The 12352-nt window shown below is 31.7% G+C and carries 12 protein-coding genes; 11 read left to right on the top strand and 1 reads right to left on the bottom strand.

Translation table 11 applies throughout. The features are described from left to right. Positions 1–147 precede the first annotated feature (147 nt). The 11 genes from E9099_RS10435 (at position 148) to E9099_RS10385 (ending at position 11794) form a co-directional block, all read left to right on the top strand. The gene (locus tag E9099_RS10435) at positions 148–5148 is read left to right on the top strand and encodes a DUF4132 domain-containing protein (RefSeq protein WP_136583565.1); all 5001 of its coding nucleotides are present in this window, start codon (positions 148–150) and stop codon (positions 5146–5148) included. 285 nt (positions 5149–5433) lie between these two features. Next, entirely contained in the window at positions 5434–5847 is a 414-nt protein-coding gene (locus E9099_RS10430; protein WP_136583564.1) for a hypothetical protein, read from the top strand. Between the two features lie 11 nt (positions 5848–5858). Next, positions 5859–6200: a hypothetical protein gene (locus tag E9099_RS10425; protein WP_136583563.1), complete on the top strand. Its 342-nt coding sequence runs from the start codon at positions 5859–5861 to the stop codon at positions 6198–6200. 21 nt (positions 6201–6221) lie between these two features. Next, positions 6222–6953: an SIMPL domain-containing protein gene (locus tag E9099_RS10420; protein ID WP_136583562.1), complete on the top strand. Its 732-nt coding sequence runs from the start codon at positions 6222–6224 to the stop codon at positions 6951–6953. 130 nt (positions 6954–7083) lie between these two features. Then, the gene (locus E9099_RS10415; protein WP_136583561.1) at positions 7084–7758 is read left to right on the top strand and encodes a DUF1444 family protein; all 675 of its coding nucleotides are present in this window, start codon (positions 7084–7086) and stop codon (positions 7756–7758) included. Positions 7759–7976: 218 nt separating this feature from the next. Further along, positions 7977–8636: a hypothetical protein gene (locus E9099_RS10410; protein WP_136583560.1), complete on the top strand. Its 660-nt coding sequence runs from the start codon at positions 7977–7979 to the stop codon at positions 8634–8636. Positions 8637–9016: 380 nt separating this feature from the next. Further along, positions 9017–9640, top strand: a complete 624-nt coding sequence (locus tag E9099_RS10405) for a hypothetical protein (protein WP_136583559.1) — start codon at positions 9017–9019, stop codon at positions 9638–9640. 92 nt (positions 9641–9732) lie between these two features. Beyond that, complete coding sequence (locus E9099_RS10400) at positions 9733–10107, top strand: hypothetical protein (RefSeq protein ID WP_240788881.1); 375 nt, start codon at positions 9733–9735, stop codon at positions 10105–10107. Positions 10108–10433: 326 nt separating this feature from the next. Next, positions 10434–10787, top strand: coding sequence for a hypothetical protein (locus E9099_RS10395; protein ID WP_136583558.1), 354 nt, complete (start codon positions 10434–10436; stop codon positions 10785–10787). Then, positions 10693–11205 (top strand): hypothetical protein, encoded by a 513-nt coding sequence (locus E9099_RS10390; protein ID WP_168800737.1) that lies wholly within the window; start codon positions 10693–10695, stop codon positions 11203–11205. The genes E9099_RS10395 and E9099_RS10390 overlap by 95 nt, the downstream gene beginning before the upstream one ends. Positions 11206–11398: 193 nt before the next feature. Further along, on the top strand, positions 11399–11794 hold the full coding sequence (locus E9099_RS10385) for a lysozyme inhibitor LprI family protein (RefSeq protein ID WP_136583556.1): 396 nt from the start codon (positions 11399–11401) through the stop codon (positions 11792–11794). A gap of 111 nt (positions 11795–11905) precedes the next feature. On the opposite strand, the gene E9099_RS10380 is transcribed toward E9099_RS10385, so the two are convergent. Beyond that, positions 11906–12337 carry a hypothetical protein gene (locus E9099_RS10380; RefSeq protein ID WP_136583555.1) on the bottom strand — a complete coding sequence of 144 codons (432 nt, stop codon included), beginning with the start codon at positions 12335–12337 and terminating at the stop codon, positions 11906–11908. Between the last annotated feature and the right edge of the window lie 15 nt (positions 12338–12352).

Here is a 12352-nt window from a genome sequence, read left to right as displayed (position 1 = left end):
TGAAAATTCTAGTTAAATTTTTATAAAAAATATCATTAAATACAGTGAGTAAAAAAAGAGTGTTTACTTTTATCTTGCGATCAGTTATTATCTTTTTTTTTAATAGAAATAACTAACATTTATAATATTCATAAAGTATTACAAGATATGATTCCAGTAGAAGACGCTAAAAAATATATAGAAAAACATAAAAAACCAGAAGTAGATCGGTTTGAATTTCGTCAATTCTCTGAACCCTATCGCGTTTTAGGTAAAATTTTAGGTCGTATAGATAAAGATAAAAGGGTCTATTATAATAGTAATGATTTTATCACCGTATTTGATGATGCTATTACCGTAAACCCTTGGAGAACTCAAGAAGGTATGCGTTTAGGAATGCAACTATATGGTATCATTCAAACACCATATTTAGCAGACATGTGGGACTTTATGGATACGCTTCCTTATCAAAGAAATTATAACAGAAAAGCCTTTAGATCTGTAAAGACAAAAGATACATTACGCAATAAATTACAATTTCTTACTAGCTTTTTACAATTAAGCAGAACTGGCTATGGCGGCTTAACACTACACGAACACTTTCAATTCAGCACCTATTTCCAAGGTTCCAATAGTTATTTCTTAGCCACATTACTACATAATGGGAATGGTGTTTTTGATGAATTATTAGACGATATTATTCAAAATGAAGATGAAATTGGAGGTATTAGCGCAGATATTATAAAAGCGTTATTACTTTCTGAAGATGAAAAACATTGGAAAATGGTGGGTAAATTATTGCTCGCTGCCCAACGTCAAGAAGGTTTAAGACAAACTATTTTAGAATCTCTAGACGTTTCTAATCTTGGCGCTTTAAAATATATGATTACTATCGTTTTAGAAAATGACTTAGCTCGTTTTACAAGTGTAAACAGGGCTGTTTGTACTTGGTTTGGATTAAAGTGGGAAACGCCTAAAAAAGCAGTAATTAATCGAGTGTTAGAGCTAGCACAATCTTTAATTCTAAATTCGGAAGACGTTGACACCCTACTTAAAAGTAAAGATAATTTAGAAGTTTTAGTGGCTTTATGGTCTATTGCTATTATAGATGTGGACAAAGCCAATGCAAAAGCTTTGGACATTGTTTATACTTCAGAAGATCGAAATAAAAAGATTCTAGCTTTATATTTTATTCATACAACTGATAAAACCAACCAATCTTTAGTCGAATATTTCAAAAAAGAACTTGGTAAAGATTACGCTTTAGACCATTGGATGGCGGTAAATTTACCTCTAACAACTTTAGACAATGACACCTTCATAAAATTATTTGAAGTTGCAAAAACAGCAGAAGACAAAGGTAAAACTTTCGAGAGTAAAATATTTTCATGGTGGAGCTTTACGCCTTCATCTTATTATTTCTATCAGTTTTTAATTAATGGCGCCAATGAAGAACAATTAGAACTAATCGCGAATGATTTAGACCTACTTCCTACAGAGTTTAGAGAAAGCTACATCCGTAAAGTATTCCCCAAAGATTATAGCTATTCCTTTTATAATTACGAACAGGATGCAAAGAAAAAGGACCGTTTAAATTACGATGAAAATTCTTGGAAAAGAGCTTTAGCAAGAAAAGCCATTTACAACCGAAATGAGTTATTAATGGCCACAGGACTTAACTTGTTTAGTAGAATGCATTTGTATGATAAAGATTTAGAGATTGCTGAAGATTTATTAAGACGAAAACATAAAAGCTTACGGACCTCATTAATTAAATTATTAGTAGAATTACCAGCCGACCGATTAAGAACGAGTGCTACAAATTTAGTAACGGCAAAAAGTATTGATCAGCGTATAGCAGGTTTAGAACTATTAACCCTATTACACGACGGAAATAAACAATCTAATTTTGTAGAAGACCAAATCCGTTTGTATAACGAACGTCCTAAAATAACCAAAAACGAACAAGTCTATTTAGATAAGTTTACGGACAATGCGGATGAATTTGATTTTAGTAATGGTTTCGGAGCTATTGATTACGATAATTTAACACCGCTATATATCCCAGAATCACGTTTTGAGAAAAAGACGAGTTTCTTTGATAAATTAGGAATCACCACTTCAGAATCATCAGGATTTAAATTCAAAGATTTTATAGATGCAAATAAAATTATAAAGGAAGTCAATAAATTAATTGATAGTGTTACTAAAAATGGAAATCACGAATATCAAACACAACTATATAAAGGAGAAATAGCAACCACTTATATAGACAAAGGCATTCGAGATATAAAAAATTTAGAAAAAGATGCAACACCAGAAGAACTGTTACATAACCTCCCGTTAGCTAAAGTGTGGATTACTTGGTACGAGCAAAGTAAGCTTAACGATTTTGAAATGTATGCTGCCATTCGTTACATTATTAATCATGAGAGTCCATTTGGAGCTTATAAAGATTTTGAATCTTTTGCTAGACAGTATTATCCAGATTTGAGTGGTTTAAAATTAGATAAGGAAAATCGTTACAATTCAAAATCTGATGCCTATAATAAAATTTTAATTCGTCTATTTAATGTCTATGCAGAAAAAAGAGTTATAGCTAATTTTAAGTTAGATATGATGGAAGATATGATCGCTAATTTTCCTAAAAAACTCAAATCTATAAAGTTTCAAACCTCTAATTATCGCTATAATAAAAAAACGTTTAACTGGACAAATGTTATTTTACCACTTACACCAAGTTTAAGTATTGATAATTTAGAGTTGCTCACAGAAGCGCAACTTCAAAAATATTGGGGTACTTATATGTATTTAATAGCTCAAGATATAGTCTATCCCAATACGACGGACGATGTAAAAGTAATTACTAAACAATTTCGTAGACCAGGTATTGTACCGTTCCCAAGTATCGCTGTTACTTTAAGACTTTACAAAAAAGGCTTACTAAACGATGACGATTTACGCTTTCAAGCCTTACATTCTCGAGAATTAATGGTTCTTATGGATGGTGGTTATAATTCTAGAATAAATTATAAATGGTTAGAAAAAGACAGCGTACCTAAACATGTTTTTTCAGCCTTAAAAACCAACTTATTAGAAACAGAATTAGAACGAGGCGATTTAGAAACCACTGCCACAGGATACATGAACGGTATTCACTGTGTGGAAGGTGTAGATTATGTCTTTAGAATTTTAGAACGCTTAGGAAAAGATAATTTTGAACGTGGTTATAGTTATTACGGTGATAGTAAAAAAACAATTTTTAGTGGCCTTCTAAAAAAATCTCGTTTAAAAGACACAGAAAGTTATGCCGATTTCGCAGCGCGTGCAGATGCTTCTAAAGTAACTAAAAAACGATTAATAGAATTAGCCTGTTATGCAACACAATGGACTGGTATAATTGGTGAATATTTAGGCTTAGAAAAACTTGAAGATGCCGTTTGGTGGTTTCAGGCACACGCTTCAGATTATATGAATTCTGAGAAAGAAACCATTATTTCGCGTTATTCTAACATTCCAAAAAGTGATTTTGCACTTGGAGCGATAGACGTCGATTGGTTTAATAAAGTGTACAAAACTATTGGAAAAACCAATTGGAAATTACTACACGATGCAGCCAAATACATTACAGACGGAAATGGACACAGACAAGTAAAACTCTATTCTAGTGTGATGCTTGGTGAAGTAAAAATCACCGAAACGCTAAAGAAAATTAAAGACAAACGTGATAAAGATTACGTGCGTGCGTTAGGTTTAATTCCGTTAAGTAAAACCATACCAGAAAAAGATTTATTAAAGCGTTACAATCTCTTGCAAGATTTCTTAAAAGAAAGCAAACAATTTGGAGCGCAACGTCAAGAAAGTGAAGCCACAGCTGTAGAAATTGGTTTAGATAATTTATCTAGAACGGCGGGTTACCAAGATCGCGTACGTTTTAGTTGGGCTATGGAAGCAAAAGCCACACAAACCATCATGAAAAATGCCGTAATTACTATAGAAGAAACGGTGATAGAATTAGTGATTAACGACCTTGGTAAAACAGAATTTAAAGTCACCAAAGCCGGGAAATCATTAAAAAATATTCCTGCTAAATTAAATAAAGACAAACAAGTTATTGCCTTAAAGGAAAACAAAACCTACTTGTCTAGACAATACAGTAGAACGCGTTTATCGTTAGAAAACGCGATGGTAAATGAAGATGAATTTACAGCACAAGAAATTCATAATATGATGCAACATCCTATCGTTAAAGTGATGTTGAGTAAATTAGTAATGTTTGTTCCAGAGAAAGAAATTTCAGGATTTTATAACGAAGGTATTTTAACAGATGCCACAGGAAAAAAACACCAATTAGCAGAAGACGATGTATTACTTATTGCCCACGCTTCACATTTATACAAAGCTGTAGAGTGGGATATGTATCAGAAATACTTATTTGCAGAACGTTTAGTACAACCATTTAAGCAAGTCTTTAGAGAGCTGTATTTAATTACCGATGACGAACGCGAACACAGCACACGTTCCGAACGTTACCAAGGCCACCAGATTCAGCCTAAAAAAACTGTAGCACTTTTACGAGGTCGCGGTTGGACGGTAAGTATGGAAGAAGGTTTGCAAAAAGTATATCATAAACGCGGTTTTATAGCAACCATGTACGCTATGGCAGATTGGTATTCGCCGTCTGAAGCCGAAGCGCCAACATTAGAAGATGTCTGTTTTCATTCTGTAGATACGTATCAAAGAATTCCGCTTACCGAGATTCCGTCGGTCGTTTTTAGCGAAATTATGCGAGACGTAGATCTTGTAGTAAGTGTTGCTCACGTTGGTGGCGTAGATCCAGAAGCGAGTCATAGTACCATGCAAATGCGTGCTGCCTTGGCCGAAGAATCTGCACGGTTATTCAAACTTAAAAACATTACCGTTAAAGAGCGTTTTGTGTTTATAAAAGGAACCTTTGGTGAGTATAGCATTCATTTAGGAAGTGGTCAAGTCAGTAAAAACGGACTCGCCTTATCTATAATTCCGGTGCATAGTCAGCATCGTGGACGTATGTTTTTACCATTTGTAGACGACGATCCAAAATCGGCAGAAATTATTTCTAAAATGAAATTACTTTCAGAAGACAACAAAATTCAAGATCCAACAATTTTAGCACAGATCAATAGCTAATTAAAAAATAAGAACAAATGAATTTTAAAATGATTGATGAGAAATTTGAATTACTTTTTCTTAATATGAAATAGAAAATCTAATCATAGCCTTAGTTATGGTTCTATTTTATATTAAAATATTAAGGAAAAAGAAACGAATTTAATCGATCATTTTGATGTTTATTTGGTATAACAAGGGCGTTACCTCGCTTAGGCGAGGTCGGGCTTTCTGTTGCAAGTCCGCGTGCTATCGCACTGTGGGCTTTCCACGTCAATCCCTAACGCAAAAAACATCCGTATTCAAATGGAACTTACATTACAACTAAAAAGACTTGGCAAAAAAAAGGTAAAACAAGTCCCTTTTACACTAGAAGAAACCCCTAAAAACTTGGAAGATTTACTAATTGGTTGTGTTAAAAATCAAGTAGAAGCTTTTAATAAAAAACGAACAGAAGTTAATGTCGTTGGATTTTTAAGTCCAGCCGAAATTCAAGAAAAAGCCCAAAGCGGAAAAGTAGAATTTGGTGAGTTAGCCAATACGGATTTAGCGAATTTAGAAAAAGCAATCGAAAATGTATTATTAGCTTTTAAAGACGGATTATTCGTTGTTTTTGTAGACGACGATGAAGTAACAGACTTAAAAGCACCACTAGAAGTAACTCAAGACAGTGTCATTGCTTTTATAAGAATGACCTTTTTAGTGGGCACGTATTGGTAGATTTATAATTCATGACAATCAAAACCATACAACTTCAGTTAGCAGAACAAATTTCTAATCATAATAAAATTTGGGGAAATTTATTAGCCAATCTAGATTTTGGTAATGAAGCTCCCTCCTATTGGGATGTAAAATTAAAACCAACACATATTTTTGTAGATCGTATTAATAAAACTTTCACTTTTAAAAATGCTGCGTTCACATTCGATGTTAATTCAGGTGTTTCTTATGGCGATGATCATAGTCTTTTTACGAAACAACTTTCTGGGCGTGGCACATTTCTATTCATAAATAAAACAATTCAACTTCAAACATTAATACTAAATAAGGCTTTAGCCATTCAAAATAAATAAAAACTATAAATAACATAAATTATGAAACAAAACACAAACGCAATCATTTTTGCAATAGCCATAGTTACATCCTCAATTTTCTTAGGAAAGGCATACACAGATAGAAATAAAAAAGAAGGAGAAGTTCAAGTTACCGGATTAGGTAAAACAGATTTTTCTTCAGATTTAATTGTTTGGGAAGGGAGTTTTAGTGCGGAAAATGCCGATTTAAAACAAGCTTACTTAACCTTAGAAGAAAAAAAATCCACCATAAATAGCTACTTATCTAAAAAAGGAATTAAGCCGGAAGAATTAATTTACAGCGCTGTTAAAACAAATGAAAAGTCAAAACAATTATACACGCTTACTGGAGAATATGCTGGTCAAGAATTTGTTGGTTTTGAACTGACCCAATCTGTACAAATAGAATCTAAAGAGGTCGATAAAATAGAAAAAGTCTCAAGAGAAATCACCGAATTATTAAATCAAGGTGTTCAATTTTACTCTCAAGCTCCAAGATATTATTACACAAAACTTGCCGATCTTAAAATAGAAATGATTTCTAAAGCCACAGAAGATGCTAGATTACGTGCCGAAAATATTGCTAAATTTTCTGGAGGAAATTTAAGTGATTTAGAATCTGCTAAAATGGGAATTTTTCAAATTACTGGTCAAAACTCTGGTGAAGATTATTCTTGGGGCGGAACGTTTAATACAAGTTCTAGAGAAAAAACGGCTTCTATTACAATGAAATTAATTTATAAAGTAAACTAAACCCCCGCCATACTTCCCTAAATTTAAAAAAGGTATTTACACTATTGTAAATACCTTTTTTTTTATGGATTAAAACACCCTAAAGTAACACTATTCTAAAAACCACTAAATACAGAAATAGCTGAATACCATGATTAAAAAAAGTATAAGCTTCTCTAATTTTGTATCAAATAATAAAACACACAACATTATGAGCGATACAGTGTCAGGAAACGAAAAATCTCAAGAAGCAATAGAGAAAATCATAGAACAAACAAAAAATAGTGATCAAAAAATATATCCTATTTTAAAACCAGGCGATTGGGTTGGATTAAAAGCAGGAGCTTTAAGTGCTACTTTAATACCTGCAGAAAATGGAGCGGAAGTAGTCATTGCATATGGTATGGATACACCAGACAACTTTGTGTTTTTAACTAAAAAACATCTAGAAACTATGGATCCTAAACAAATTACACAACAAGCCTTTCAAAATTTAGAAAACTGCGAAACAGGATTAGAACTTGTTGCATCCTTAGATAATAAGGCAGTTGGTGCTAACGGGAATGACTTTTCAAGCGAAACAATTCTTTCTAAAACACATATGCAAAAAGCACATGCCATGTTAGACGCTGAAGAATTGCTCGTATCTATCCCAAGAAGAACCTGCATGACCATTATTTCAAGAGAAGCAGATGAAGAAACAATGAATAAATTTGTTTACTTACACAACTATACTTGGGAGGATGACAGCTTTGGTAATGCACCTATTACCAATTCTCTTTTTATAGTAAAAGATGGTAATATCGTAGGACATATCCCATTATAATTCAAGTTAAATAAAGACATCATTACCGGTGTTTATAACATGTTTTAAAATTACTCAAGACATTCTTATTCTAAAGAATGTCTTTTTTTTTTATGGCTCTAACTCTCTATTGTTAAGCGTCACAGCTAATTCCTTAAATATTGAAATAGCAGAATCCCGTGATAAATAAAGTTATAGGCTTCTTTAATTTTGTAGTACTAAATAAAAAACACAACAGTATGAGTAATATACTTTACGGAAAAGAAAAATCTCAGGAAAACATAATTGAACAAACTAAAAATAGCAATCACAACATCTATCCTATTTTAAAACCAGGATATTGGGTTGGACTTAAGACAGGAGCAATAAATTCTAATTTAATAAATACGGAAGCTAGACGAAAAGTGGTTATTGGTTACGGTATAAATACGCCTGATAGCTTTGTGTATCTAACGCAAAAGCATTTAAAAAGTATGGATCAAAAACAAATGACAAACGAGGTTTTTAAAAATTTAGAAAATTATCAAACGGAATTTAGATATTCTGAAATGTTACAAAACAAAGGACTAATCGCTAGCGGGAACGACTTTTCCAGTGAAAAAATCCTTTCTCATTCTCATATGTTAAAAGCACACGCTATGCTAGGAGCAGACGATTTATTAGTTTCTATCGCAAGGCGCTCTTCTATGATAATAATTTCAAGAGACACAAATGAAGCATTATTGGGTGTGTTTTTAGACATGCACAGCGCTATCTGGAGTGATGATAGTTCTGGAAACGCACCTATAGCCAATATTCTTTTTACTGTAAAAGAAGGACACATTACAGGGCATATAGCGTTAGATGATATCACGCCAAACATAAAAAAAGACCATTGTATATCTCCGCTTTATACTTAATTCTCCAAACTTTAAATAAAAAAAACACGCTAACCCTGCTTAATACCCCCATAATTAACTATAAATAAAAAGAAGAATTCTGTATTCCATTTTACTGTTTATTTCCATTATTTTTCTTTTTATGTTATGTATTTCTATCAATAAATGTGAATGGAAAAGTTATGGTAGACATGCCGACGATACAATAAAAACCATAAAAATGATTAATTGTATTAGGCTTCAATAACAAAAGGTATTTATAAAAAATAAATACTTTTTTTTATGCATTAAACTAAAAAAAATGGTCTCGTGACATAAACTACTAAATCCTGAAATGGCTGAATACAGTGATTAGAAAACTTGTATCCTTCTTTAATTTTGTCGTAAAGAAAAAAAACAAGATGAAGATTAATACACTTAATAGAAAAGATAATTTAGCTGAAATTAACGCTATCGTTGAAAAAGCAAGTCAAGGAGAATACAAAGTTTATCCTATTGTAAAAGCAGGAACTTGGGAAGGGTTAGATGGTGAGATTTTACAAACTACTGCAGTAAAAGGCGATAATGAAAACGATCCGTCTAAAATAGTCGCTGTTTATGGGATAGATACACCAGATGGATTTGTGTATTTAACTATGGCCGATTTAGAAATTTACGACGGAACAAAATTACTTGATGATGCTTATCAAAACTTAGACAATCTAGAATCTACTTTAGAATACGCTGAAGCGATAAACAATAAAGCACTTATTGCAATTGACTCTTATTTTGCTAGTGAACGCGTTTTTAGCAAAGTAGAAATGAGCAAAGCTCATGCTATGCTAGAATCGGAAGAATTATTTGTATCTACATCTGTATATGGAGAGTTAATGATTATTTCACAACATGCAGACAAAGACACCAAAGATAAGTTTGCTTACTTACACAAATACAACTGGAATGATGATGAAAATTCTAACGAGCGCATAGCAGACCTTGTATATTCAGTAAAAAACGGAGCAATTGTAGGACATATTCCATTATAAGTCTAACAAATTATTGACACTTACACAATTCTTTATTGTTAGTTATTTAAAACTAACAATAAAGAGTTTTACCAATTTAAAAACCACAAGATTTGAAATATTTAGACCTTAGCACAAATAGAAGAGTTGAAAACTTAATGACTGATGTCTTTGAAGCCATAAGCACTTTAGAAAAATCCGAACTTAAAATCAGTGAACTCATGGAGACACAAAGTATCTTTGAACTTGTTTTTGAAATCGTTAAAGACACAGGGTTTTATAATCATGATGAAAATTTCAACTTAATTAAAGCATTAAATGTTGACACTAATGATCATGATACCGAAAATGCTTTATACACCACATGGACGGCAATGGGCATTAATCTAAATACATCAAAAACGCAACAAGAATTTAATGCTAAATTTGCTTTATTTGTACCAATTATTCTTAAAAACATGGGAGCTGTCAATGCTATTGCTGTTTAAAAGTAGAATCAAAACTTACGGATTCTCTCATTTATATGACAACTATTTTATTGTCAATAAATCATAGACTTCACGATTTTAACTCGAAAATCTTATCGTTTTTTATAAAGACTAAAAAATCAACAAAGATTTACCCAAACTAAATTATTTATGCATTGGTGGTTGTAAATTTAAAAATGTGGTTCCTGAATATTGTAGAAAACTAAAACTGTAAGCACTTAAATATCACCATTTAATAACGCCAGGTTACACTGAATTAAAAAAAGAGTTTAGCAAAGAAGCTATTGCGTAACTTCTAATAAGATTTACTATTTAAAACAAAACTTATGAAAATAGAAAAATTAATAAAAACTCGTGAGCCTTATCAGGAAATGTTATTTGACAGTTTCTTAATCGAAAATATAAATTCGTACGAAGAACTTATGGAGGTTTACCAAAATTATAAACAAGATAATCCAGACAAAACCATAATATTAACCCTTGATGATTTAGGTCAAGCCGAATATACCAGTGGGCATGCATGTGATTGGAATTCTCTGCTAGATACAGATGGCTATGATTTATCTGGACTTGACAAAGCTTGTTATGATGAAGATAACGAGCATTTGGGACATCTTTCTACACCATCGGAATATTTCATTATCCGAGAAATTTTTTTTAAAACGCACAAAAGGGATTGATTTTAAAACGGTTTGTGAAAGAAATATAGACAATTCTGAAGACGATGTTTTAGATTTAGAAAACATGAATGACTCCCCATTAGCATTTTTAGACCAACAGGTCATCCTAAAAATCCTTCCCGTAGAAAAACCATACGAAGGACTTACCGGATTTCCGAATGGATACTTTAGTGCAGATTTAAGTCCTTTTGAAAATTACGCTTTATCCAAACACCTATTTGAAAAATACAATTTTGAACTTTTTGGCATAGGTGCTTCATTTTTAGGATTTATTAAAAATGAAAAATTAGAAGAAAATAAAGTAACAGAATTAATTGCTGATTTGGCTAAACTGTATAATACAACGGAATCAGAATTTGATAAATTAGCAGAAATCATTAAAGATAAAAATCATTTGTTTTTAAGATATACTGAATAATTCTGGTAATAAAAAGAATAGCAAGTCACAACCTATTTAGCAAACATTAAAGCGGTCTGTTAATCACAAATTTTAATATATTTAGGCAATCAAAAGAGCTTTTGATTTAGTTAAAAACTAAATAGTTTAGCAAATAAGTTAAATACGATTTTTCCTTATTTGTCTAATAACTAAAAAACAAAACACTAAAAAGATGAACCGCATAGTAATCATATTATTTCTGACCTTTAATTTAACTTGTTTTTCACAGTCACAATCTGAAATGAACAAAGAAGCAAACAATGACTATAAAAAAGCAGACATTGAACTAAATAACGTTTATCAAAACATATTGACTGCATATAAATCTGACACGCTTTTTATTGATCGATTAAAAAAAACACAAAGAATTTGGGTGTCTTATAGAGATGCGGAATTAGAGATGAAGTTTCCAGCGGAAAATAAACAAATCGTTTATGGAAGTGTTTACCCAATGTGTGTGTCCTTCTTTTTGAAAGAATTGACTGAAGAGCGGATCAAAAAATTAAATGTCTGGATAAATGGCATCGAAGAAGGAAACGTGTGTTCTGGTTCAGTAAAAACAATGTAACATACTAACCATAGCACTACTGACTAATTTGCCAAGTTATAACACATAAAAAAAGCCCAATTATAAATGTATAATTGGGCTTTTTTATTATTTAAGATGAGCTAATAAAATTTACTCAGAAAATTGTTTAATAATTTCGAATAAGGTTAATTTAGTTCTCATTATACTACCATCATCGTGACGAAACAAGTGTACTTTAGTGTTATCATAAGATCCGAAAAACAATAAATCACCTTCAGAATTAGCACCAATAGCCTTACCTAAAGCTAATTTTTCTAGACTCCACTTGTACCCATTTAAATCATTAAATATAGGATTAATAAATTCACTTAATGTTTTAACATACGGGTTTAATGCGTAAATCTTACTGACTTCCATTCCATCTATGTTGGTAAGCTCCATCATCTTTTCAAAATTATATAACTTAAATTCCTCTTCCTCAAAAATAACAGTCCTTGGTTTTTCTGCAATAAATTCTCTATAATTTTTTCTAAACATCGGTTTTAGTTCGTCTACAGATGTTATAATTAAATGGCCGTTCATAGTTGTAATTTTTAA

The sequence above is a fragment of the Psychroserpens sp. NJDZ02 genome (assembly GCF_004843725.1).
Lineage (GTDB): Bacteria > Bacteroidota > Bacteroidia > Flavobacteriales > Flavobacteriaceae > Olleya.
This window is presented reverse-complemented; position numbering and strand designations above follow the sequence as displayed.

What these genes read in the sequence shown, in the direction of transcription:
- E9099_RS10430 (WP_136583564.1), top strand. Translation starts at nt 5,434, where the DNA reads ATGGAACTTACATTACAACTAAAAAGACTTGGCAAAAAAAAGGTAAAA.
- E9099_RS10385 (WP_136583556.1), top strand. Translation starts at nt 11,399, where the DNA reads ATGAACCGCATAGTAATCATATTATTTCTGACCTTTAATTTAACTTGT.
- E9099_RS10390 (WP_168800737.1), top strand. Translation starts at nt 10,693, where the DNA reads ATGATGAAGATAACGAGCATTTGGGACATCTTTCTACACCATCGGAAT.
- E9099_RS10410 (WP_136583560.1), top strand. Translation starts at nt 7,977, where the DNA reads ATGAGTAATATACTTTACGGAAAAGAAAAATCTCAGGAAAACATAATT.
- E9099_RS10405 (WP_136583559.1), top strand. Translation starts at nt 9,017, where the DNA reads ATGAAGATTAATACACTTAATAGAAAAGATAATTTAGCTGAAATTAAC.
- E9099_RS10380 (WP_136583555.1), bottom strand. Translation starts at nt 12,337, where the DNA reads ATGAACGGCCATTTAATTATAACATCTGTAGACGAACTAAAACCGATG.
- E9099_RS10435 (WP_136583565.1), top strand. Translation starts at nt 148, where the DNA reads ATGATTCCAGTAGAAGACGCTAAAAAATATATAGAAAAACATAAAAAA.
- E9099_RS10395 (WP_136583558.1), top strand. Translation starts at nt 10,434, where the DNA reads ATGAAAATAGAAAAATTAATAAAAACTCGTGAGCCTTATCAGGAAATG.
- E9099_RS10425 (WP_136583563.1), top strand. Translation starts at nt 5,859, where the DNA reads ATGACAATCAAAACCATACAACTTCAGTTAGCAGAACAAATTTCTAAT.
- E9099_RS10415 (WP_136583561.1), top strand. Translation starts at nt 7,084, where the DNA reads ATGATTAAAAAAAGTATAAGCTTCTCTAATTTTGTATCAAATAATAAA.
- E9099_RS10420 (WP_136583562.1), top strand. Translation starts at nt 6,222, where the DNA reads ATGAAACAAAACACAAACGCAATCATTTTTGCAATAGCCATAGTTACA.